This window comes from Pseudomonas sp. TH08 (assembly GCF_016651275.1).
Taxonomy (GTDB): Bacteria; Pseudomonadota; Gammaproteobacteria; order Pseudomonadales; family Pseudomonadaceae; genus Aquipseudomonas.
Map to the genome: position 1 here is coordinate 1286967 of NZ_JAEKEE010000001.1, position 24077 is coordinate 1311043.

Here is a 24077-nt window from a genome sequence, read left to right on the forward strand (position 1 = left end):
GCTATGTCGGGTAAAGCCCGTGACGGGTAATGACTAGGATAAGCACAGCTTATGTATGAAGCCCTTGGTGAGCTGTCGCTCGACCTATTGCGTGCTTTCGAGGCCGCGGCCCGGCAGCGCAGTTTCACTGCGGCGGCGGTCGAGCTCGGCACCACACAACCGGCGATCAGTCAGCAGATCAAACGGCTGGAGGAACAGCTCGGCACACGCCTGTTTGATCGCATCTACCGGGGCATTGAGCTGACTGAAGTTGGCGTCATTCTGTTCGAGCAAGTTAGCCTTGGTTTACAGAACATCGACGCAGGATTGAGCGCAATCAGCGCACAGCAGCAACATGAAGTCCTGCAAGTCGCCACCGATTTCGCCTTCGCCGCGTATTGGCTGATGCCACGCCTGCACCGCTTCCACGAAGCCAATCCACACGTCGATGTCAGCCTGGTCACCAGCGAACGCAACCACAACATGCTGCGCACCGACATCGACGTCGCCATCCTGTTTGGCGATGGTCGCTTTAAACAGGGTGAAAGCCATTGGCTGTTCAGCGAAGAAGTGTTCCCGGTGTGCAGCCCGCAATTGCTCAAGGATCGTCCGACGCCCCTCGGTGCTCAGGCCTTGCTGGAATTGCCGCTGTTGCACCTGCGCGGTGAAAACAGCAGCAACTGGTTTGACTGGAGTGGTCTGTTTCGCGAGTTGGGCATCAGCACGCCGCCGGCCCCGGGGCAGTTGCGATTCGACAATTACACGCTGTTGATTCAAGCGGCGATCGGCGGCCAAGGCGTGGCAATTGGCTGGCGGCACCTTGTGGATAACTTGCTGACCCAGGGTTTGTTGTGTCGGCCGATTGCTGAAACGACGCTGTCGCAGTTGGGCTATTACGTGGTGCTGCCACAACGCAAACGGCGTGGGGTGTTGATTCAGCAGTTTGTGGATTGGTTGATGGAGGAGCAGGCGAGCAGCGCCGAATCGTTGGCAGGGCTGGCGCTGCCTTCGATTGCGGTCTGAAAACCAGAAGATCGCAGCCTGCGACAACTACAGGGGGTTGGCGGCGACAAAATTCACATGCTGACCCACGTGCAAATTCAGCCGCAGTTCATCGGCAATCCCCACCGCCACCCGATTGAGCCGTTCCAGTGGCTCCGCCAATCCCGGTTCCAGATTGCCGCCAACCTGACTGAAATGCTCAATCGTCAGCCCGGCCACGCCATGCGGCGCGTTGACCAGCGTCCAGTGCAGCGGGCTGCTTTGCAGGGCTTCGCGGATTTCTTCGGCGGCGTGGCGTTGCAGGCGATCGTCCAGTTCCGGTTCGTCGAGCACCGAGAACTCTCCTACCAAAAACAGCCGCGAAACATTCGCCGCTTGCAGGCCGTCGACCAAAGCATCTACGGCAAGTACCTGCTCCACCGGCCCGAGCACCACTGAGCGTTCAACGTGGTCGCTACTGAACGGCAACCCCGGCGCATCCAATAAACAGATGACCGCCGAACTGCCTGCCACACTTTGATTGACCCGCTCGGAATCGAACAGATCACCGCTTTTCGTACGTAGACCCGGACGCGGCGCGAGCGCGGTGAGGTCGTCGAGGATGGCGATGACTTCGTGCTGGCGACGCAGCAACTCAGCCATCAACGCACCGCCCAGGCTACTCATGGCACCATAGAGCACCACTTTTACCGCCGGGGTTTCGGCATTTTTCATGGCTGATCCCTTTTGTTATCCCTTGTATGGCGTGTGACATACGGGTAACGCCGAGGGTTCGAACCGATTCAGAGGCTTTCAGATGCAAGCGATCAAGGGTTATCACGCCCACGTCTATTTCGACGTCAGCACCATTGAGCAAGCGCGGACATTGTGCGAGCAGGCGGCGCAGTTGTTTCCGTTGAAAATGGGCCGCGTCCACGAACGCCCGGTCGGCCCGCACCCGGACTGGAGCTGCCAGTTGGCCTTCGGCCCTGAGCTGATCAGCGACGTGTTGCCGTGGTTGGCGCTGAACCGCAAAGGCTTGGTGGTGTTCCTGCACCCGGACACCGGCGATGATTTGCTCGATCACACCGAGCACGCAATCTGGATGGGGGCGATACGGCCGCTGGATCTGTCTATTTTTTGATCAGATCGTCTCTTCGGGTTCGCCCGGCAGGTTTTCGTCCAGATGCAGCCAGGGCAACTGGCTGTCCGTCCAGATATGCCGCTCGGCCGGCGCCAGCTCCGGGTGATCCAGCGTGGCGATGGTGACGTCGATGCTTTCAGGGCTGAGCAACGTCACCAGGGCCAATTGCGCGCCGCAGTTCGGGCAGAAGAACCGCGTGCAACTGTCCGATGAGTGATAGCGCGACGGCGTCCCCGCCAACCATTGGAAGTGCGCTGCTGGCACGCTGATCCACGTCGTGACAATCCCGCCGCTGACCTTGCGGCAGATCGAACAATGACAGTGGGCGATGTCATGCAGCGCGCCGCTGAACTGATAGCGAATATGTCGGCAATGGCAGCCGCCGCTGTGTGATTCGTGCATCTGCATCACTCCCCTCCCCCGTTTTTGTTGACTCTAGCCGTATCCGACGATCGGGTGACCGTTCATTCAAAGCTTTCTCCAGCGAAAGCTGGCTGAAAGCTTCCCCGATTAGGATCGCCCCACCTCCGGCAACAGACCGGTTGGCCATGCGTGTGATTCCTCGCCCGTGCGGCCCAATTAACAACAACAATGGTGATCTGATGTCCTCTGCAACCCGCCTCCTCGCTGTCACTCCGCCCGTACGTCTCGTGCTTCCCGTTCTGCGCTGATCTCACCCCGATCCGCTCACTCAACTAGTCGCGCTACGCCTGGAGTATTCCCATGCTGACTTTCCTTGGCTTCGCCATGGTCATCACGTTCATGTTCCTGATCATGACCAAGCGCCTGTCTGCGCTGATCGCTCTGATCATCATCCCGATCCTGTTTGCCCTGTTCGGCGGTTTTGCGCCGAAGATCGGCCCGATGATGCTCGAAGGCATTACCAAGCTCGCGCCGACCGGCGTGATGCTGATGTTCGCCATTCTGTACTTTGCGTTGATGATCGACTCCGGCCTGTTCGACCCGGCCGTGCGCAAAATCCTCAAACTGGTCAAGGGCGACCCGTTGAAAGTTTCGGTCGGTACCGCCGTGCTGGCGCTCGTCGTTTCCCTTGATGGTGACGGCGCGACCACTTATATGATCTGCGTGGCCGCCATGCTGCCGCTGTACAGCCGCATCGGCATGAGCCCGCGGATCATGGCCGGCCTGATCATTCTCGCCGGTGGCGTGATGAACATGACCCCGTGGGGCGGCCCGACGGCCCGTGCCGCGAGTGCGCTGCATGTCGACCCGTCGGATATTTTCGTGCCGATGATTCCAGCCATGGCTGCCGGTGTGGTGGCGATCCTGCTGATTGCCTACTTCTACGGCAAACGTGAGCGTGCGCGTCTGGGTGAGCTGCACCTGATCGGCGATGAGATCGATCACAGCGAAATCAGCGTGTCGCAGTTCCCGGATGCGCGTCGTCCGAAACTGATCTGGTTCAACGGCCTGCTGACCCTGGCGTTGATGTGCACCCTGATCGGCGGCCTCTTGCCGCTGCCAGTGCTGTTCATGGTGGCGTTCAGTATTGCGATGATCGTCAACTACCCTTGCCTGCAACAGCAGAAGGATCGTGTCGCGGCCCACGCCGGCAGCGTGCTGTCAGTGGTCAGTCTGATTTTCGCCGCCGGTATCTTCACCGGTATCCTCTCCGGAACAGGCATGGTCGACGCCATGTCGAAAAGTCTGCTGGCAGTGATCCCTGATTTCCTTGGCCCGTACCTGGCGGTGATCACGGCGCTGGTGAGCATGCCGTTCACGTTCTTCATGTCGAACGACGCGTTCTACTACGGCGTGTTGCCGGTGCTCTCCGAAGCGGCCAGCCATTACGGAATCACCGCGGTGGAAATGGCCCGTGCCTCGATCGTCGGTCAGCCCGTCCACTTGCTCAGCCCGTTGGTTCCATCGACTTACCTGCTGGTGGCGCTGGCCGGCATCGAGTTCGGTGACCATCAACGCTTTACCCTGAAATGGGCAGTCCTGGTCTGCCTTTGCATATTGGTGGCTGCCTTGCTGTTGGGGACTTTCCCGCTGTTCAGCACTTTGTAACGGCATCAACCGACCAAAACGCCAGCGGCTTGCTGGCGTCCTGGTTTAACAAACGCTTAAAGGAATACACATGGAATGGCTGACCAACCCTGAAATCTGGGTTGCCTTCTTCACCCTGACTGCCCTGGAAATCGTCCTCGGCATCGATAACATCATCATGATTTCGATCCTGGTCAGCCGCATGCCCAAACACATGCAGCAGCGCACCCGGATCTTCGGTCTTGGCCTGGCCATGATCACCCGGATCATGTTGCTGCTGTCGATCACCTGGGTCATGCGCCTCACCGCCGATCTGTTCGAAGTGTTTGGCCAAGGCATTTCCGGCCGTGACCTGATTCTGTTCTTCGGTGGTCTGTTCCTGCTGTGGAAGAGCTCGCAGGAGATGTACCACGCACTGGAAGGCGAAGACGAAAGCGACGACTCGCCAGGCGGCAAGGGCGGCAACTTCCTCTACACCATCATCCAGATCGCGATCATCGACATCGTTTTCTCGCTGGACTCGGTGATCACTGCCGTGGGTATGGTTTCCCACGTGCCGGTGATGGTCGCGGCGATTATCGTCGCAGTGCTGGTGATGATGCTGGCCTCGGGCAAGATCAGCGAATTCATCGACAAGCACCCGTCGCTGAAGATGCTCGCGCTGTCGTTCCTGCTGGTGGTGGGTACCGTGCTGATTGCCGAGTCGTTCGACGTGCACGTGCCGAAGGGCTACGTCTACTTCGCGATGGCGTTCTCGCTGGCCGTGGAAGCGATCAACATCAAGCTGCGCGGCGCGATGGCCAAGAAGAAAAAGCAGCAGGATCCGGTAAAACTGCGCAAGGACATTCCGGGCCAGTAATCGGGATAGCCGCAAATACAAAACCTGTGGGAGTTGGCTTGCCAGTCTCCCACAGGTTTTTTGTACCAGCGAAAACCTGTGGCGAGGGGATTTATCCCCGATGGATTGCGCAGCAGTCCCCTGCTTCTAGCTTCAACTACGGGGCCGCTGCGCGACCCATCGGGGATAAATCCCCTCGCCACAGGATCATTGGCACATTCGAAAGCGGGGCTGTGATTCAGAGGGGCATGAAGCGCTTTTCATGACAGTTTTGTTTCAATCGACTCTTTAGCTGTGCAATGCTGGCGCCCAGACCGTTAGCCAACTACAGCTTAAGTATCAGAACGTAGAAACCGCGCGGTACCGTCAACTTGCCCCTCTGGGGCGCTGCTATTACAGGGGGTCTGCATGCTCACCCTGCTCAATCTGCTTTCCGCCGTCGCCCTGCTGATCTGGGGCACGCACATCGTCCGAACCGGCATCCTGCGGGTGTACGGCACTAACCTGCGCCATGTGATTGGCCAGAACATGTCCAAGCGCTGGCTCGCGTTCGTCGCCGGCATCCTTGTCACAGCCATGGTGCAGAGCAGCAACGCCACCGCCATGCTCGTCACTTCCTTCGTCGGCCAGGGCCTGATGGCGCTGACCCCGGCGCTGGCAACCATGCTCGGCGCCGACGTCGGTACCGCGCTGATGGCGCGGGTGCTGACGTTCGACCTGTCGTGGCTGTCGCCGCTGTTGATTTTCCTCGGGGTGATTTTCTTTCTGTCGCGCAAACAGACGCGGCTCGGGCAGATGGGCCGGGTGTCCATCGGGCTCGGGCTGATCATTCTGGCGCTGCAACTGATTGTCGAAGCGGCGGCGCCGATCACCCACGCTCAAGGGGTGAAGGTGATTTTCGCCTCGCTGACCGGCGACATCCTCCTCGACGCCTTGGTCGGCGCGCTGTTCGCGATGATTTCCTACTCCAGCCTCGCCGCCGTGCTGCTCACCGCGACGCTGGCCGGCGCGGCGGTGATCAGCCTGCCAGTGGCGATTGGCCTGGTGATTGGTGCCAACATCGGCAGCGGCGTGCTGGCGTTCATGAGCACCAGCATGCAGAACGCCGCTGGCCGGCAAGTGGCGCTGGGCAGTCTGTTGTACAAACTGATCGGCCTGCTGCTGATCATCCCGGTGCTCGACCCGCTGGTGCACTGGATCGACAGCCTCGATTTCAGCCCGCAGGAAATGGTCATCGGCTTCCATCTGCTCTACAACACCGCGCGCTGTCTGATTCTGCTGCCTTCGGTAGGGCCGATGGCGCGACTCTGTGCCTGGCTGTTGCCGGAGCGCCCGGAGGTCAACGGCACCGCCAAACCACGCCATCTCGACGCCACCGCGCTGGTCACGCCAAGCCTGGCGTTGGCCAACGCCGCGCGGGAAACCCTGCGCATGGGCGACCTGCTCGACAACATGCTCGACGCCACCCTCGATGTGTTGCGCGGCAAGCAGACCGCCATTACTCAGGAAATGCGCCGGCTGACCGACGACGTCGAAGCGCTGTACAGCGCGATCAAGCTGTATCTGGCGCAAATGCCCCGCGAAGATCTCGGCGAACAGGACAGTCGGCGCTGGGCGGAAATCATCGAGCTGGCGATCAACCTGAAACTGGCCAGCGATCTGATCGAACGCATGTTGCGCAAGATCCAGCAGCAGAAAACTTCGCAGCGTCGCTCGTTTTCCGAAGAAGGTCTGGAAGACCTTGCCGGGCTGCACCAGCAATTGATCGCCAACCTGCGTCTGGGGTTGTCGGTGTTCCTCAGCGGCGACCCGGAAAGCGCTCGGCAGTTGCTGCGCGAAAAACGCCGTTTTCGCGCGCAGGAACGCCGTTTGGCGCACGCGCATGTCAGCCGTTTGCAACGCAAGATCGTGCAGAGTATCGAGACCAGTTCGCTGCACCTTGAGCTGATTGCCGACATGAAGCGGCTTAATTCGCTGTTTTGCAGCAGTGCTTATGTGGTGCTGGAAACGGCGGACACCGGGGCATTGGCGGCGGATGATATTGCCGACATCACGCATTCGCCTTGAACGTCTGGGGCTGTGGTCAGTCAGTAACATTGATTCAGGCTTAAGACCTTCGCGAGCAGGCTCGCTCCCACATTTGAATGCATGTCCCTGTGGGAGCGAGCCTGCTCGCGAATGGCGGTCTGAATAGCGACACGGATCTCCAAATCAGCCGTATGGAAGCCTGTTATGCGTTGCCTGTTGTTCGCCTGTCTGTTGCTCGGTTCCCTGCCCGCCCTTGCCCTGGATCGTTTTCAGGTCGAAGGCTATGCATTGCCCAACGGTTTGCAGTTGCTGCTCAAACCCGGCACTGAGCGCGGGCATGTGGCGATCCGGTTGGTGGTCGGCGTTGGCCTGGACGATTTCGATTGCGATGAAAAAGAGCTGCCGCATCTGCTCGAACACTTGCTGTTCAGCGGCATCGACGCGACGGGCGAAGGAGGTCTGGAAGAACGCATGCAGGCCCTCGGCGGCGACTGGAACGCGTTCACCAGCAATGCCGACACCACGTTCGTCATCGAGGCCCCGGCGAAAAACCAGCGCAAAGTGCTGGATCTGCTGCTTGATCTGTTGACCCAGACACGCATCGACGACAACGCGATCAACGCCGCCAAGCGCGTGGTCGAGCGCGAAGACGGCGGCCATTACACGCGCCTGCAACGCTTTCTCGACCGTCAGGATCTCGGCCACACGGCGAGCAATCAACTCGCCGTCGAGCTGGGCCTGAAATGCCCGCAACGCGCCGAGGTTGGCCATCTGACCCAGGCGCAACTGGAGAAGGTGCGCAAGGCCTGGTACGCACCAAACAACATGACCCTGATTGTCGTCGGTGAACTCGACAAATTGCTGCCGGCCTATCTGGAACGCACTTGGGGCGCGCTCGAAGCCGTCGAGCCGAGCGAGCATCGGCCGTTGCCGGACATTCGCACCAGCGCTGCCCACGAACGCACCCTCACCCGCGGTTTCATTGGCGATAGCGCCAAGCTGCACTGGCTGGTGCCGGAACCGGTGCTGGACGATCAGTACGACGAGACGTTCGACATTCTCAAGGACTATCTCGACTGGGCCCTGTACCGGCAGATTCGCCTGAACCACGGTTTGTCGTATGGGCCGTGGGCCGAGCGTGAAGTGTTTGGCGGCGTTGGCTTCATGAGCCTGAATGCCGACCTGGATCGTGATGATGTCGACGAAGCCATTCAGGTGCTGGAAGACCTCAAGGCTGATCTGCTGAAAAACGGCCTCGACCCGGACACCTTCGCGCGGATCAAACAGGCCTCTATCGCCCATCAGGCCTGGGCGGTGCAAGGCAACAGCGCAATGGCCGATTACTACTGGAGTGCGCTCGGCGACTACGAGGACGGCCGCTTTGCCAACCCGGCGCGGGAGCTGCAAGGCGTGACGCTGGAAGCGGCGAACAAGGCCATGCGCGAGTTGCTGTTGCAGCCGGGGTATTTGCGCATCGAGAAGCCGTTGATCAGTGATGATCAGGTGTTGTGGTTGAGTGCGGGTGGCTTGGGCTTGGTGTTACTGATCCTGGTCGGCTGGCGCCTGCACCGTAAGCGGGGTTGAAGATCAAAAGATCGCAGCCTTCGGCAGCGCCTGCATGGAATACCCATGTTGTGATGATGAGGTCCTTGTGGTGAGGGGATTTATCCCCGTTGGGCTGCGAAGCAGCCCCAAACCCTGCAACTCGATTCATCCAGACAAAACACATTCGCAGGATTTACGACGGCTGCGCCGCCGAACGGGGATAAATCCCCTCGCCACGGGGGCTGGGCGGCGGTAACCTTTCTGGGATTTTTCCTACAGCGTTGTGAACCCCGACATGCCGAAAATACAGCTCCTGATCCAGCGCATCCTCGAACTGATGAAGCGCTATCCGGGGGTCATTGCGCTTGGCGGTTTCATCTCCGGCGTCGGCAGTTTCATCATGGTCGACCGTCAGCAGGGGCTGGCGAGCTGGATCACGGTGATCATGCTGCTCAGCTGGATCTGGCTGATGCTGGAAAACACCCTCACCGGCCTGTTCACCCGCGTGTTCAAACGCGAGATTCCCCAGCCGCTGCTGCGTTACGCGACGCAGATGATCCACCAGGAAAGCCTGTTTTTCGTCCTGCCGTTCTTCTTCATCACCACGACGTGGAACAGCGGCCAGCTCATTTTCACCGGCCTGCTCGGCGTCGCCGCACTGATATCCATCGTCGATCCGCTCTACTACAAATGGCTGGCGCCACGGCGCTGGGCGTTTCTCGCGTTGCACACCCTGACCCTGTTCGCCGCCCTGCTCACTGCGCTGCCGGTGATCATGCACCTGACCACGGCGCAGAGTTTCAAATGGGCGCTGGGCATTGCCGTGCTGTTGTCGTTTCCGAGCCTGGCGTCGATCTTCCCGATCCGCACGGTGCGCAACGCGTTGGCGATTCTCTGCATCACGGTCGGCATCGGTGCGGTCGGCTGGACGCTGCGCTCGTGGGTGCCGCCGGCGACGCTGTGGATGACCGACGTGGCGATCAGCACCGAGTTGCAGGATCGCACCCCCGGCGCCAGCCTCGACACGGTCAGCGCCGAGCAGATCCGCAACGGCGGGCTCTACGCCTATACCGCGATCAACGCGCCGCGCGGGCTCGATGAGCGGATTTATCACGTCTGGCAGTTCAACGGCAAAGAGGTCGACCGTATCGCGCTCGACATCCACGGCGGGCGCAAGGAAGGCTACCGGGCGTGGACGCACAAACAGAACTTCCCCGGCAACCCGGCGGGCAAATGGCAGGTACGGGTATTGACCGAGGACGGTCAGGTGATCGGTGTGCTGCGTTTTGAAGTCACCGACAGCACAGCGATCAAAGAAAAGTAATCCGGTTCGTGCTATTACGTATGCCAGCGTATTTAGCCGAACAAGCACGGAGCTTATGACCAGCAGCTCGATGACGGGCAGTGCCCAACTGGACACATCGACCAGCCCTGCCCGCCTGCGGGTCACGGGGGACTGGACGCTTGCCCATTACGCCGACCTCAAGCAACTGAGCGAAAAGCTTTATGGCCAATACGACGCCAGCACCATTGTCGACCTCAATGGCCTCGGCGCCCTCGACACCGCCGGCGCCTCGTTGCTGGTCGAACTGCTCGGTTCCGAGCGCCTCGGCCAATCCGCCGAACACCCCGACTGCACTCTGACCTCCGCCGACCGCGCGCTGCTGCACACCGTGTACTGCTCGATGAGCGACTTTTGCGTGCCGATCAAGGAGCCGGAAATCAGCGTCAGCGTGCAGTTGCTCACGCGCATCGGCCGCGCCGTCGACACGGTTTGGCAAGACACCCTGCAATTGCTCGGTTTCGTCGGCCTGATTCTGGAAACCATCGCTCGCAGCCTGTTCCGGCCCAAGCGCTGGCGCATCACCCCGATGATCGCGCACATCGAACAGACTGGCCTCGACGCCGCGCCGATCGTGGCGTTGCTGACTTTTCTGGTGGGCGCGGTGGTGGCGTTTCTCGGCGCGACGGTGCTGGCCAGTTTCGGCGCGACGATTTTTACCGTGGACCTGGTGGGCTTCTCGTTCCTGCGCGAATTCGGCGTGCTGTTGACGGCGATCCTCATGGCCGGACGCACCGCCAGTGCCTTCACCGCGCAGATCGGCTCGATGAAGGCTAACGAAGAAATCGACGCCATTCGCACCCTTGGCCTCGACCCGATGGAGCTGCTGGTGGTGCCGCGCGTGCTGGCGATGCTGGTGGCGTTGCCGATGCTGACATTCCTGGCGATGCTCTGCGGGATCATCGGTGGCGGCGTGGTCTGCGCGGTGTCGCTGGGGATTTCGCCGGCGATGTTCCTGTCGCTGCTGCAAAGCGACATCGGTGTTCAGCATTTTCTGGTCGGATTGGTGAAAGCGCCGATCTTCGCCTTCATCATCGCCGCGATTGGTTGTCTGGAAGGTTTCAAGGTCAGCGGCAGTGCCGAATCGGTCGGCGCGCACACGACTTCTGCCGTGGTGCAGTCGATTTTCGTGGTGATCGTGCTCGACGCGGTGGCCGCACTGTTCTTCATGGAGATGGGCTGGTGAGTCGTCTACCCCGCGCGCCCTCGGAGGCGGTGATCGAAGTCCGTGGCCTGTGCAATCGCTTCGGCAGCCAGAGCGTGCACGAAAACCTCGATCTGGATTTGTACAAGGGCGAAATCCTCGCCGTGGTCGGCGGCTCCGGCAGCGGTAAATCGGTGCTGTTGCGCAGCATTGTCGGTCTGCGCCGACCCAGCGAAGGCATCGTCAAAGTGTTCGGCAAGAACCTGCCGAGCCTGTCCGAGCATGAGCGCTCGCTGGTTGAACGCCGCTTCGGCGTGTTGTTTCAGAAAGGCGCGCTGTTCTCGTCGTTGACGGTGACCGAGAACGTCGCCCTGCCCCTCATCGAACACGCCGGCCTCAGCCGCAACGACGCCGAGCACTTGGCCGCTGTGAAGCTGGCGCTGGCCGGGTTGCCGCTGTCGGCTGCGGATAAATACCCGTCGTCGCTCTCCGGCGGCATGATCAAACGTGCCGCACTGGCCCGTGCTCTGGCGCTGGATCCGGACATCCTGTTTCTCGACGAACCCACCGCCGGCCTCGATCCGATTGGCGCGGCGCAGTTCGATCAATTGATCCTGACCCTGCGCGATGCGCTCGGCCTCAGCGTGTTTCTGGTGACCCACGACCTCGACACGCTCTACACCCTCACCGACCGTGTGGCCGTGCTGGCGCAGAAAAAAGTGCTGGTCGCCGGCCCCATCGACGTCGTTTCGGAAACCGACGACGCGTGGATTCACGAATACTTCCACGGCCCGCGCGGCCGCTCGGCGCTGGACGCCGCCAAATTGCTCAACGAGGTCTGACATGGAAACCCGAGCGCATCATGTGTTGATCGGCCTGTTCACGGTGATTGTGGTGGCAGGCGCCTTGCTCTTCGGTCTATTTCTGGCCAAGTCCAGTGTCGACACCGAGTTCAAGGACTACGAGATTGTCTTCAGCGAAGCGGTCAGTGGTTTGTCCAAGGGCAGCCCGGTGCAGTACAGCGGGATCAAGGTCGGCGACGTGGTCACCCTGCGTCTCGATCCGAAAGACCCTCGGCGGGTGCTGGCGCGGATTCGTCTGGCCGGTGATACGCCGGTCAAGGAAGACACCCAGGCCAAACTGGCGCTGGCCGGGATCACCGGCACCTCGATCATCCAGCTTAGCGGTGGCACGCCAGACAGCCCGCAACTCAAGGGGCACGATGGCAATCTGCCGATCATCGTCGCTGCGCCCTCACCTATTTCACGGCTGCTCAATGACAGCAATGATTTGATGAGCGGCATCAGTTCTTTGCTGGGCAACGCCAATCAGATGTTCTCCGCCGAGAACGTCGAGCGCGTGAGCAAGACTCTGGCGCATCTGGAGCAGACCACCGGCTCGATCAATGATCAGCGCGGCGATCTGCGTCAGGCCATGCAGCAACTGGCGGCAGTTGGCAAACAGGCCGGGAGCATGCTCGAACAGACTTCGGCGCTGATGCGCAACGCCAACGGCCTGCTCAACGATCAGGGCAAACAGGCGCTGGGCAGTGCCGAGCAGGCAATGAAATCGCTGGAACAGAGCAGCGCCACGATCAATGCCTTGCTGAGCAAGAACCAGAACTCCCTCGACAACGGCATGCAGGGCCTCAATGGCCTGGCCCCGGCGATTCGCGAACTGCGCGAAACCCTGACTTCGCTGCGCGCCATTTCTCAACGTCTGGAGGCCAACCCCAGCGGTTACCTGCTGGGCAGTGACAAGAACAAGGAGTTCACACCATGAAGCTGACTCACCTCGCCCTCCTCGCTGGTATCACGTTGCTGGGTTCGTGCTCGATCCTGCCGAAGTCTGAGCCATCGGACGTCTATCGCTTGCCGGCCGCCCAGGCGCCCGCCTCGGCCAGTTCGGCGTCGACTCAGCATTGGTCGCTGCGCTTGAACAAATTGCAGGCCAGCGAAGCGCTGAACCGGCCGAACATCGCCGTGATTCCACAGGGCGACGTGATCAGCAGCTACAAGGCTTCGCGCTGGAGCGATCCGGCGCCGGTGCTGGTGCGCAATCGCTTGCTGGACGGGTTTGCGCGTGATGGTCGGGTGACGTTGCTGAGCACCGACGACAGCAACTTTGCCGCGGATCTGGAACTGGGCGGCAGCTTGCAGGCGTTTCAGACTGAATATCAGGGCACGCAGGCCAGCGTTGTGGTGCGGGTCGATGCGCTGTTGGTGCGCGGTTATGACCAGCGGATTCTCGCCAGCCGGCGCTTTGAAGAGCGCCAGCCGCTGAATGATGTGCAGGTGCCTGCGGTAGTCGCCGGGTTTGGCCAGGCCAGTGATCGCCTGACCGCGAAGGTCGTGGCCTGGGCCGTCGACCAAGGCCAGAAACTCGCCCCGCAGAACCCCTGATTCACCACAATCCCTGTAGGAGTGAGCCTGCTTGCGATAGCTGAGTGACAGTCGCCGATGATAGTGACTGATAGACCGCTATCGCGAGCAGGCTCGCTCCCACATTGGATATTTGTTTAGCCGAAGAACCAGTAGCAGACGGCGATAGCGCCGACGACACCGGCAAACTCCGCCAGCAGCGCACAACCCACGGCATGCCGCGCCCGCTGAATGCCCACCGCGCCGAAGTACACCGCCAACACATAGAACGTCGTCTCGGTACTGCCCTGCACCGTCGCCGCGACCAGTGCCGGGAAGCTGTCGACGCCCGAGGTCTTCATGGTTTCAATCAGCATCGCCCGCGCGGCGCTGCCGGAGAACGGTTTGACCATCGCCGTCGGCAACGCATCGACGAACCGCGTGTCCCAACCGGCCCACTCGACCAGATGGCGAATGCCTTCAAGGCCGAAGTCCAGTGCGCCTGATGCACGCAGCACGCCGACCGCACACAGCATCGCGACCAGATAGGGCAGCAGGTTCTTGGCGACGTCGAAGCCTTCCTTCGCGCCCTCGACGAATGCTTCGTAGACCTTCACTTTGCGTAAGGCACCGATCAGCAGAAACAGCATGATCAGCCCGAACAGCGTGAGGTTGCCGAGGATCGACGAAAGTCCCGCCAGCGCCGTGGCCGACATCGTCGCCAGCAGCGCCATGAAACCACCGAGGACGAGGGCGCCGGGAATCAGATACGCCAGCACCACCGGATCCCAGATCCGCAGGCGCTGCATGAACGCCACCGAAAGGAAGCCGACGATGGTCGAGCAACTGGTCGCCAGCAGAATCGGCAGGAACACCAGTGTCGGGTCCGGCGCGCCTTGCTGAGCGCGGTACATGAAGATCGTCACCGGCAGCAGGGTCAGCGAGGAGGCGTTGAGCACCAGAAAGAGGATTTGTGCGTTGCTGGCGACGGTGGCGCTGGGATTGAGTTCTTGCAGCGCCTTCATGGCTTTCAGGCCGATTGGCGTGGCGGCGTTGTCCAGGCCCAGACCGTTGGCGGCAAAGTTCAGGGTGATCAGGCCGAGGGCCGGGTGACCGGGCGGCACCTCAGGCATCAGCCGCAGGAACAGCGGCCCGAGAACCTTGGCCAGCCATTCGACGATCCCGGCTTTCTCGGCAATGCGCAGAAAGCCCAGCCACAGGGTGAGGGTGCCGAACAACAGCACCATGACTTCGACCGAGAGCTTGGCCATGGCGAATATGCTTTCCACCATCGCCGCAAAAATCCCGGCGTTGCCGCCGATCAGCCACTGCGCCAGCGCCGACACGGCTGCCACGATGAAGAAGCCAAGCCACAGGCCATTAAGCATCAGTCAAATCCCCCGAAGAATGCGGCGAATGATAGCGGGGTGGCCAGAAACGACAAACCCCGGATTTCTCCGGGGTTTGTCTGTGCATCACTTGCGGTCTGACTCAACCCACTGTGGGAGCGAGCCTGCTCGCGAAAGCGTCCTGCCAGTCACATCAATGCTCAATGACATACCGCCTTCGCGAGCAGGCTCGCTCCCACAGAAAAGCCAATCCCACAATGTTCAGCAATCAGTTCTTGGAAATCTCGCCAGCCGGCAGTTTTTCCTTGCTGCGCCAGTGCGGCAGGGAGTTCCAGTAGCGCTCGCCCTTGGCGTCGTCGTACATGCCTTCCCAACGCGAGATGACCAGCACGGCCAAGGCGTTACCGATCACGTTCAGGGCGGTACGCGCCATGTCCATGACACGGTCGACACCAGCGATGAACGCCAGACCTTCCAGCGGGATACCCACGCTGCCCAGAGTGGCCAACAGCACCACGAAGGACACGCCCGGCACGCCGGCGATGCCTTTGGAGGTGACCATCAGGGTCAGTACCAACAGCAGTTGCTGGCTGATCGACAGGTCGATGCCGTACAGCTGGGCAATGAAGATTGCCGCGATCGACTGGTACAGGGTCGAACCGTCGAGGTTGAACGAGTAACCGGTCGGTACCACGAAGCTGCAGATGGCTTTCGGCGCGCCGTAGGCTTCCATCTTCTCGATCACGCGCGGCAGCACGGTTTCCGAGGAGGCGGTGGAGTAGGCCAGCACCAGCTCATCCTTGAAGATGCGCATCAGCTTGAACACCGAGAAACCGAACATCTTGGCGATCAGGCCCAACACCACGAAAGCGAAGAAGGCGATGGCGAAGTAAACCAGCACCACCAGTTTGGCCAGCGGCAGCAAGGAGGCGAAACCGAAGTTGGCCACGGTCACCGCGATCAAAGCGAAAACGCCGATAGGCGCGTAGTTCATGATCATGTGGGTGACTTTGAACATGCTTTCCGAGACGCCCTGGAACATCTTCACCAGCGGCTCGCGCAGGTCCGATTGCAGGCTCGACAGACCGAGGCCGAACAATACGGAGAAGAAGATGATCGGCAGCATTTCGCCGCGGGCCATGGCCGCGAAGATGTTCGAAGGGATCAGGTTGAGAATGGTCTCGACGAACGCGTGCTCATGCTGAACCTCGGCGGCCGTCGCCTGGTACTTGGAAATATCCACAGTACCCAGGGTGCTCATGTCGATGCCGGTGCCCGGATGAACCACGTTGGCCAGGACCAGACCGACCAAAATGGCGATGGTGGTGACGATTTCGAAGTAGATGATGGTCTTCAGGCCGATGCGGCCCAGTTTCTTGGCGTCGCCCACGCCGGCGATGCCGACGATCAGGGAGGAGATGACGATCGGGATCACGATCATCTTGATCAGACGGATAAAGATATCGCCTGCCGGTTGCAAGACGTTGCTGATCCACCAGGCCTTCTCGGCACTGAAGTGGTTGAGCAACGCACCAATTGCAATACCCAAAACCAGACCGATGAGGATCTGCCAGGCGAGGCTAATTTTTGCCTTCTTCATTATCTTTACCCTTACTTGCGTTTGACTCAGGCACATGCAGGAACTGGAACGCTTTCTAGCGGAAAAGTTTGTGCATCTGCCTCCGTATAAGGTGCCCCGAAGCGCGTATTTACGGCTCTTCGGCAGGCGAAAAAAGGCGCAACTATTCCGATGCAAGGTTGCGCCGTCTAATGCCGTAAACGCCTACCCTATGCCGAATCGGCATGAGCTTTTTTAAATGAAACTGGCGTCCCAACCGGTTCGATTGTGACATTTCGGCCGGCATAAGTGCCGTGAACCGGCCATCACAGCGAAGGTTGGTTGTTTTTTGAACGAGAAAAATCGACAGGAAATTAAGAAAAAGCTTACGTGAGAAGACTAGAAGTCCCACTGTTTAAAGGGTCTCTTTGTCGATATACGGTCGCCGTGAAACACCGCGTAATGTTTTCGCGCGCAGTGTCGACGATAAAAAGGATGAGCTGAACGCTCTGGATCAATGTTTTGATCGATTGAAAGCTCAGCGCAGATCCGTCGAACCACTGAGGGTCGGCGAACCTGCGGCGCAGCTTTTTTACTTGCCCTGACCCGGCCCTTGCGCAGGCACTCCCTGTACCCGTAGGTCACTCCGACCCTGTTACAGTCAGAACGTCCCGGCCCCTTGGTCATGCGCCGACCCTCCTCGGATCGGCGCAATGGAAGGCAGCAGGGCTGCTGCCTTCATGTTCAATACCATTTAGGATCTTTCTTCAGCGTTTCCATCAGCAGATTCTGCATGCCCTCATTCGGCTTGCCGAGGAAGCGGTAGGTGGCATGTCGCGTTGGCGACTTGTCGGCCGGCAATCCTTCGGGCACATCGACGAGCATGGCGTAAGCGTCTTTCTTGTCGAAGCTGAACGCAACGATCAAGCGGTGGTTCAGGCACTTGTCCGCAGATTCGCAGAGAGGGCCGACCAGATACTTGTCGCCATCTTCAGTCACGGCATTCATCTGTTGGTCCGGCGTACCGGAAAGGTTCATCACCCATTCCGGCAGGCGTTCTTCCTTCTTCACCACGCCTTCCCAGGTTTCCCTGTACTGCGGGTCCGAACTCAACAGTTCATTGACCCGCGCCTGGCCATCGTTGGCCGCCATCGCCATGGCACTACCGCCCAGAAGCAGGGCGGCTGCCAGTGTCTTTAACGCACTCATCGTTAACCTCGGCCGCGACGGCCAAAGAAGAAGGAAGCGATGAACATCACCAGGAACACGACAAAGAGAATCTTGGCGATACCCGTGGCGGTGCCCGCGATACCACCGAAGCCCAGTACTGCAGCGATGATGGCAATGATCAAGAATGTAATTGCCCAGCTCAACATGGTGATTCTCCTTACTTCTCTATTTAGGGGTGTTGCGTGTTCCGGCGCGTCGCGCCCGAATCCGTTTAATCAATTAGAAGACCCAGCGCTCTTCACGTGGCAGTTGATCCAGTGGCTGCGCCTGATCGACGTCCACCATGCGCATCGAGAGGCTTTCTGCCTGGCTGCTGCTGACGGCGCTGAAGTGCGTTTGCGTGTTGTGCTGAACCGAGATCAGCGGCTCTGGCTGCTGGCTGTTTTCCCAGCGCAGGTATTGCTGGCACGCGATCAGGGTGATCAACAGCGCAAGTACGCCAAACAGACTTTGCTGGATGAGCAGTGGCGAGATACGCACTTGGGCGGCACGTTGGCGAGTCATCCTGGGTTCCTCACTCTTATTCGGTTGGGGCAGTTCTGATCTGCCCGGGCTGAATAAGCTATTGCAGCCTGCATGCCAGTTTTTTGATTGAAAAATATTCAATAAAATCAATTACTTACGAGCTAGTAAAAAATAGATCGCGACGCATCCTGCACGATGGCTCATACAGGGTCGTGCGGATTGCACGATTATTTCGTAGCAGATTTGATTCTTACGGAATTGAGAGCGGGTCGCGGATGTCAGAAAAGTACGCAGGTAAAGCCCTGCAAACCGCTGATTGTTTAAAAAACCAACAAAATCAACGTATTGGCCGTAATGGCAGGAGAGAGCTACCTTCCTATGGCTGGCTTCGTTCAGAATCAACCATGCAACTTGCCCGATTTTTCCGGGACTAACCTCAGACCAATCACTATGGAGCGTAGGAAAAATGGAATCTGCCACTGAGCATCAAGGCCGCATTCTGCTGGTGGACGATGAGTCCGCCATCCTGCGTACCTTCCGTTATTGCCTCGAAGACGAAGGCTATACGGTGGCCACTGCCAACAGCGCGGCTCAGGCCGACGCACTGCTGCAACGTCAGGTCTTTGATCTGTGCTTTCTTGACCTGCGTCTGGGCGAAGACAACGGCCTCGACGTCCTGGCGCAGATGCGCATTCAGGCGCCGTGGATGCGCGTGGTGATCGTCACCGCGCATTCGGCTGTAGATACCGCCGTGGACGCGATTCAGGCGGGCGCCGCTGATTACCTGGTCAAGCCTTGCAGCCCTGATCAGCTACGTCTGGCCACCGCCAAGCAACTGGAAGTGCGTCAACTGTCGGCGCGTCTCGAAGCGTTGGAAGGCGAGATCCGTAAACCCAAGGACGGTCTCGATTCTCACAGCCCGGCGATGAAAGTCGTGCTGGAAACCGCGCGGCAAGTGGCCGGTACTGACGCCAACATTCTTATCCTCGGCGAATCGGGTACCGGTAAAGGCGAGCTGGCCCGGGCGATTCACGGCTGGAGCAAGCGCGAGAAGAAATCCTGCGTGACCATCAACTGTCCGTCGCTGACGGCGGAATTGATGGAGAGCGAGCTGTTCGGCCACAGTCGCGGTGCGTTTACCGGCGCCAGCGAAAGCACCTTGGGGCGAGTCAATCAGGCGGATGGCGGTACGCTGTTTCTCGACGAGATCGGCGACTTTCCCCTGACGTTGCAGCCTAAGTTGCTGCGTTTTATTCAAGACAAGGAATACGAACGGGTCGGGGATCCGGTGACTCGGCGTGCCGATGTGCGGATTCTGGCGGCGACCAACCTCAATCTCGAGGACATGGTGCGCGACGGTCGTTTCCGTGAAGACCTGCTCTATCGCCTCAACGTCATCACCCTGCACCTGCCGCCACTTCGCGAGCGCGCCGAGGATATCCTTAATCTGGCCGACCGCTTCCTTGCGCGCTTCGTTAAAGAGTACGCGCGTCCGGCGCGGGGCTTCAGTGATGAAGCGCGCGAAGCACTGCTCGGTTATCGCTGGCCGGGCAACATTCGTGAACTGCGCAACGTGGTCGAGCGCGCGAGCATCATCTGCCCGCAGGAGCGTGTGGAGATCAGCCATCTGGGCATGGCCGAGCAACCGGCCAACAATGCGCCAAGAGTCGGTGCAGCGCTAAGTCTGGACGAGTTGGAGAAGGCTCACATCGGCGCGGTACTCGCCACGGCGGGTACGCTGGATCAAGCGGCAAAAACCTTGGGCATCGACGCCTCGACCCTTTATCGCAAGCGCAAGCAGTACAACCTGTGAGTGCCGGGCGATGAAACTGGCGATGAAGTTGCGCACGCGGCTGTTCCTGAGTATCTCCGCATTGATCACCGTGGCCTTGCTCGGGCTGATGCTCGGGTTGGTCAGCGTGATGCAGATGGCCGGTTCGCAGGAAACCCTGGTGCGCAGCAACTTTGTCACCCTCGATCTGGGGCTCAAGCTACGGCAGACACTCGGTGATCAACTGATCCTCATGCTCGCCGAAAAACCTGACCCGGTTGCGTTCGAGGAGTCCAAACAGCATTACTTCAAGCTGCTCGATGAAGGCATTGCCCAAGAACAGCAGGGTGATGGTCGCCAGTACGGTTTCAGTCAGGCCAAGGCCGATTACCTGAGTTTTCTTGAAGCGTTCGACCTGTCCCGGGACCCGGCGACAGCGATGAGCAACGACGCCAACTTCAGGCAGCGTTTCAACACCCTGCGCAACGGCCTGATCACCGAGCACAAGCACGCGCTGGACAACATCAACGCGGTACAACGCGACGCGCGTGATCGGGCGCTGTTGGTCGCCGGCTTGCTGGGGTTGGTGGGACTGGCGGTGTTGATCATCGGTTTCGTTACCGCCCACGGCATCGCTCGGCGCTTCGGTGTGCCCATCGAGGTGTTGGCCAAGGCCGCCGATAACATCGGTCAGGGCAACTATGAAGTGACCCTGCCGATTTCCTCGGCCATGGAAGTAAACCTGTTGTCGCGTCGCTTCGGGCTCATGGCTGAAGCGTTGCGTGAACACCAGGCCACCAACGTCGACGAACTGCTGGCCGGCCAGCAGCGGTTGCAAGCTGTGCTCGACAGCATCGACGATGGCCTGCTGATGATCGATCGCCAAGGGCATCTGGAGCACCTCAACCCAGTGGCTCAGCGCCAGTTAGGTTGGGACGACGATCGGCTGGGTCAGGGCTTGGGCACGGCGTTGCAGCGGCCGGAGCTGGATGCGCAGCTGCAACTGGTGCTGCGTGGCGGCACCCTTGAGCGTGCACCGGAAGACTTGAGCATCGAGGTCGACGGCGAATCCCGTCTGCTGACTTACAGCCTCACACCGGTCAGCCACACCCAAGGCCACATTCTGGGTGCGGTGATGGTATTGCATGACGTAACCGAGCAGCGCGCCTTCGAGCGCGTGCGCAGTGAGTTCGTCTTGCGCGCATCCCACGAGCTGAGGACGCCGGTCACCGGCATGCACATGGCTTTCGGGCTGTTTCGTGAGCGGGCGAAGTTTCCGGCGGATTCGCGCGAGGCCGATCTGCTCGACACGGTGAACGAGGAAATGCAGCGCCTGATGCAGTTGATCAACGACTTGCTCAACTTCTCGCGTTATCAGAACGGTTTGCAGAAACTCACGCTGGCGCCGTGCTCCATTGAAGACTTGCTGGAACAGGCGCAATCGCGTTTTGCCGAGTCGGCGGCGGACAAAGGCATCGCCCTGGACATCGAGGTGCAGGGGCCGCTGCCGCGTTTGCAGGCCGATCAGGCCCAGCTCGACCGCGTCCTCGACAATTTGATCGACAACGCCCTGCGCCATACCGCCCGTGACGGTCAGATCCGTTTGCAGGCGCGGCGCCACGGCGAGCGGGTGATCATCAGCGTTGAAGACAACGGCGAAGGTATTGCCTATGGCCAGCAGGGGCGGATCTTCGAGCCGTTCGTGCAGGTTGGGCGCAAGAAGGGCGGGGCCGGGCTCGGCCTGGCACTGTGCAAGGAAATCGTCCAGCTGCACGGTGGGCGGATGGGTGTTTATTCGCGGCCGGGGCAGGGCACGCAGTTCTATATGGCGCTGGCGGTTTAGGCTTCGTCGTCCAGCCGCCGAGCCGCGAGGCGGCGGCCACGGGTGATCAGTTCAATGAACTGCACCGCGCTCAGCGCATGGGCGAACAACCAGCCCTGACCAAACTTCACGCCTTCGCTGCTGAGCAATTCAGCTTGCGATTCGAGTTCGATGCCTTCGGCAATCACCTTCAAATCCAGTGCCTGCGCCATGTGAATGATGTGCGGAGCGACGCCGCTGCTGGCGGCATCATGGCCGAGCGCGTCGATGAACGCTTTATCGATTTTCAGGCAGTCGACCGGCAGGGTTTGCAGGTAGGCGAGGCTGCAATAACCGGTGCCGAAGTCGTCAATGAGCACTTGATGGCCGACATCGCGCAGCGCTTGCAGGTTTTCCCGCGCGACCACTACATCGATCAAGCCGCGTTCGGTGACTTCAAAGGCAATCTGTCGCGCCGCGACCCGGTGCAACGTCAGCAACCGCGCCATGACCTGGCCAATGCGCGGCACCATCACATCGCAAGCGGCGAGATTGACCGAGATATACAGCTGCGGATTGGCGCGCAGTAGCTGGCCCAGTTGCTCCAGCAAGCGTTGGAGGACGAAGTCGGTCATCTGACGGATCTGTCCGGTGTTTTCCGCCATCGGGATAAACAGGTCGGGGCTGGTCAGCGTACCGTCCGGGCGACGCCAGCGCAGCAGGGCTTCGGCGCCGACGCAGTTGCGGCTGTCGAGGTCGAAGATCGGTTGGTAGAGCACCTGCAATTCGCCTCGACGGATCGCGCCGTGGAGTTCGGCATCCAGCGACTGGCGCTGGCGCACCAGCAGGAAGGTGAGAAAACCGACGATGGCACCGGCCACCAGACAAACCGGGATCATCCACCACCAGATGGCGGGGATGTGCATGCCAGTGCGCGGCGTGATCAGCACCAATTGGTATTCCGGGTTGTCGGTGGGCATACGGTAGATCAACCGGGTATGCGTGACCTGCAAGGCGTTGTGGCTTTTCGGCGGCCAGTGTTCCGCGGGTGGCCAGGTCTGTTCCGTACCCAATACCGGGATGGCTCGGGTGCCATGATCCAGCACCACTAAAAGACTGCTGCCGGGCGACAGATCGACCATGTCGGTCAAATGGCCGCGCGAGGTGGCCACCCGAAAATTGCCCCGACCGAGCATCAGCGCTGCACGGTTTTCATCGGGTTCGGTGGTGGTGTTCAGCCAATAGCTGTAAGTCGGGCCTTTGATGTCCGGCGCGCGGACAACCGATAAGCCTTCCTGACGCGGACGGTTCGAACAGATTCGCGAGGCGTCCATATAAGCGGCTTCATAGACGAAACGATAGTTGAAGGTGACTTGTTGCAGGGTGGCGATCATTTCATCGTCACAACTGCGTAAGGGTTGGGCTTCGAGGTCGTCGAGACTTTCGCGCAACTGGCCGAACAATTGTTCAAGACGAGCGAGGAAACGTTCGCCTTGCGCGTTCATTTCCTGGCTCTCGCTTTGTTCGACCTGACGCATCGCTACAAACAAACCGCCGGCGATCAACAGGCTGGCACTGAGGACAGCCGCGATCATCGCCAAAAACCAGGGGCGATAAAACCAGCTACGCAGCGTCTCTCGGGTAGCAACCATCATGGAATATCCGAAGAGTTACCAATGAGTTATAGCTGCTGATCACGATTTCGCCCTGACCGTCGGGCGGGCGTCATTATTTTGTCTGATTGAGTACCAGCAACAGCGCTGCCGTTTGCGCGTCCGGCGTGCCGTCGAAGCGCGAGGGCCGGAAGTGCATCTGAAAGGCGGCGAGAACATGTCGCGTGGCGACGTCGAGTTCGCCGGTCTGCGGGGTGTCGTAACCCAGGTGTGCCAGCTGCGCCTGGAACCAGCTGATGCTCGGCAGTTCGCTGCTGTTGAACAGCGCTTGCTGACGCGCCACCGCTTGTTCATTCGGCCAGATGCCGAGTCCTTCAGCGGCAAGGCGTTTCCAGGGGAACAACGGTCCCGGATCGAGTTTGCGCAGGGGGGCGATATCGCTGTGACCGATGATGTGGCGGGGGCTGATGCCGTTGCGCTTGCTGATGTCCTTGAGCAGCGCGATCAGTGCTTGAATCTGCGCCTCGCTGTACGGATACCACAGGCGCCCGGTCGGGGTGTCCTTGAAGCCGGGATTGACGATTTCGATGCCGATAGAGCTCGAGTTGAGCCAGGTGCGGCCTTGCCATTGGCTTTCGCCGGCGTGCCAGGCCCGCTGGTTTTCATCCAGCAGTTTGTAGACGGTGCCACGCGTGTCGTCGCCGATCAGGTAGTGGCTGCTGACTTCGCCGTGGGTCAGCAGTTGCAGCGAGCGTTCCAGCGAAGCCGAGGTGTAATGCACGATCACGAACTGGATGCGGCTGTCGTGATTGGCCGAAGGGTGGCTGGTGTCGTAGCGCGGACCGCTGGCACAACCGGCGAGAACGAGCAGGGAGGCGAGAAGGGCAAAGAATTTCATGGCAGAAGGCAGTACACAGAA

Annotated in this window: 22 protein-coding genes; 13 read left to right on the forward strand and 9 right to left on the reverse strand. The window is 60.0% G+C overall.

From position 1 onward, the window contains the following. Window positions 1–51: 51 nt before the first annotated feature. Complete coding sequence (locus JFT91_RS06070; RefSeq protein WP_201231829.1) at window positions 52–1002, forward strand: choline sulfate utilization transcriptional regulator; 951 nt, start codon at window positions 52–54, stop codon at window positions 1000–1002. Window positions 1003–1029: 27 nt separating this feature from the next. On the opposite strand, the gene JFT91_RS06075 is transcribed toward JFT91_RS06070, so the two are convergent. After that, window positions 1030–1695: an NAD(P)-dependent oxidoreductase gene (locus JFT91_RS06075; protein ID WP_201231830.1), complete on the reverse strand. Its 666-nt coding sequence runs from the start codon at window positions 1693–1695 to the stop codon at window positions 1030–1032. An 82-nt stretch (window positions 1696–1777) separates the two neighbouring features. On the opposite strand from JFT91_RS06075, the gene JFT91_RS06080 reads away from it, so the two are divergent. Beyond that, window positions 1778–2104 (forward strand): DOPA 4,5-dioxygenase family protein, encoded by a 327-nt coding sequence (locus JFT91_RS06080; RefSeq protein ID WP_201231831.1) that lies wholly within the window; start codon window positions 1778–1780, stop codon window positions 2102–2104. Here the strand turns inward: JFT91_RS06080 and JFT91_RS06085 are convergent, their stop codons facing one another. Further along, window positions 2105–2506: a GFA family protein gene (locus JFT91_RS06085; protein WP_201231832.1), complete on the reverse strand. Its 402-nt coding sequence runs from the start codon at window positions 2504–2506 to the stop codon at window positions 2105–2107. Between the two features lie 321 nt (window positions 2507–2827). Here JFT91_RS06085 and JFT91_RS06090 point away from each other — a divergent pair, with 321 nt between their 5' ends. The 9 genes from JFT91_RS06090 (at window position 2828) to JFT91_RS06130 (ending at window position 13413) form a co-directional block, all read left to right on the forward strand. Beyond that, the gene (locus JFT91_RS06090) at window positions 2828–4135 is read left to right on the forward strand and encodes a CitMHS family transporter (RefSeq protein WP_201229551.1); all 1308 of its coding nucleotides are present in this window, start codon (window positions 2828–2830) and stop codon (window positions 4133–4135) included. A 70-nt stretch (window positions 4136–4205) separates the two neighbouring features. Continuing rightward, a complete protein-coding gene (locus JFT91_RS06095; RefSeq protein WP_008084323.1) occupies window positions 4206–4973 on the forward strand; it encodes a TerC family protein in 768 nt (255 codons plus the stop codon). 387 nt (window positions 4974–5360) lie between these two features. Continuing rightward, window positions 5361–7019, forward strand: coding sequence for a Na/Pi cotransporter family protein (locus tag JFT91_RS06100; RefSeq protein ID WP_201231833.1), 1659 nt, complete (start codon window positions 5361–5363; stop codon window positions 7017–7019). Window positions 7020–7184: 165 nt separating this feature from the next. Then, window positions 7185–8564 carry a M16 family metallopeptidase gene (locus tag JFT91_RS06105; protein WP_201231834.1) on the forward strand — a complete coding sequence of 460 codons (1380 nt, stop codon included), beginning with the start codon at window positions 7185–7187 and terminating at the stop codon, window positions 8562–8564. A gap of 256 nt (window positions 8565–8820) precedes the next feature. Continuing rightward, window positions 8821–9849: a DUF5924 family protein gene (locus JFT91_RS06110; RefSeq protein WP_201229560.1), complete on the forward strand. Its 1029-nt coding sequence runs from the start codon at window positions 8821–8823 to the stop codon at window positions 9847–9849. 55 nt (window positions 9850–9904) lie between these two features. Further along, window positions 9905–11053 (forward strand): ABC transporter permease, encoded by a 1149-nt coding sequence (locus JFT91_RS06115; RefSeq protein WP_201229562.1) that lies wholly within the window; start codon window positions 9905–9907, stop codon window positions 11051–11053. Continuing rightward, window positions 11050–11853, forward strand: coding sequence for an ATP-binding cassette domain-containing protein (locus tag JFT91_RS06120; RefSeq protein WP_201231835.1), 804 nt, complete (start codon window positions 11050–11052; stop codon window positions 11851–11853). The genes JFT91_RS06115 and JFT91_RS06120 overlap by 4 nt, the downstream gene beginning before the upstream one ends. Before the next feature lies 1 nt (window position 11854). Next, window positions 11855–12793, forward strand: a complete 939-nt coding sequence (locus JFT91_RS06125; RefSeq protein WP_201229566.1) for an MlaD family protein — start codon at window positions 11855–11857, stop codon at window positions 12791–12793. Continuing rightward, a complete protein-coding gene (locus JFT91_RS06130; protein ID WP_201231836.1) occupies window positions 12790–13413 on the forward strand; it encodes an ABC-type transport auxiliary lipoprotein family protein in 624 nt (207 codons plus the stop codon). The genes JFT91_RS06125 and JFT91_RS06130 overlap by 4 nt, the downstream gene beginning before the upstream one ends. 116 nt (window positions 13414–13529) lie before the next feature. On the opposite strand, the gene JFT91_RS06135 is transcribed toward JFT91_RS06130, so the two are convergent. From JFT91_RS06135 to JFT91_RS06155, 5 genes are all read right to left on the reverse strand, one after another. Further along, window positions 13530–14759: a spore maturation protein gene (locus JFT91_RS06135; RefSeq protein ID WP_201229570.1), complete on the reverse strand. Its 1230-nt coding sequence runs from the start codon at window positions 14757–14759 to the stop codon at window positions 13530–13532. A 229-nt stretch (window positions 14760–14988) separates the two neighbouring features. After that, entirely contained in the window at window positions 14989–16320 is a 1332-nt protein-coding gene (gene gltP / locus JFT91_RS06140; protein WP_201229572.1) for a glutamate/aspartate:proton symporter GltP, read from the reverse strand. A gap of 702 nt (window positions 16321–17022) precedes the next feature. Beyond that, window positions 17023–17487, reverse strand: a complete 465-nt coding sequence (locus JFT91_RS06145) for an inhibitor of vertebrate lysozyme family protein (protein ID WP_201148758.1) — start codon at window positions 17485–17487, stop codon at window positions 17023–17025. A gap of 2 nt (window positions 17488–17489) precedes the next feature. Beyond that, window positions 17490–17654 (reverse strand): DUF1328 domain-containing protein, encoded by a 165-nt coding sequence (locus JFT91_RS06150; protein WP_003177151.1) that lies wholly within the window; start codon window positions 17652–17654, stop codon window positions 17490–17492. Between the two features lie 73 nt (window positions 17655–17727). Further along, the gene (locus JFT91_RS06155; protein WP_201199309.1) at window positions 17728–18012 is read right to left on the reverse strand and encodes a hypothetical protein; all 285 of its coding nucleotides are present in this window, start codon (window positions 18010–18012) and stop codon (window positions 17728–17730) included. A gap of 427 nt (window positions 18013–18439) precedes the next feature. Here JFT91_RS06155 and algB point away from each other — a divergent pair, with 427 nt between their 5' ends. Further along, a complete protein-coding gene (gene algB, locus JFT91_RS06160; RefSeq protein WP_201148757.1) occupies window positions 18440–19786 on the forward strand; it encodes a sigma-54-dependent response regulator transcription factor AlgB in 1347 nt (448 codons plus the stop codon). Window positions 19787–19796: 10 nt separating this feature from the next. Beyond that, entirely contained in the window at window positions 19797–21587 is a 1791-nt protein-coding gene (locus tag JFT91_RS06165) for a KinB sensor domain-containing domain (RefSeq protein WP_201231837.1), read from the forward strand. Here JFT91_RS06165 and JFT91_RS06170 read toward each other — a convergent pair. Continuing rightward, window positions 21584–23200 carry an EAL domain-containing protein gene (locus JFT91_RS06170; protein WP_201229578.1) on the reverse strand — a complete coding sequence of 539 codons (1617 nt, stop codon included), beginning with the start codon at window positions 23198–23200 and terminating at the stop codon, window positions 21584–21586. The two genes, JFT91_RS06165 and JFT91_RS06170, sit on opposite strands and share 4 nt — an antisense overlap. Window positions 23201–23273: 73 nt before the next feature. After that, window positions 23274–24056: an N-acetylmuramoyl-L-alanine amidase gene (locus tag JFT91_RS06175; protein WP_201148756.1), complete on the reverse strand. Its 783-nt coding sequence runs from the start codon at window positions 24054–24056 to the stop codon at window positions 23274–23276. Window positions 24057–24077 lie beyond the last annotated feature (21 nt).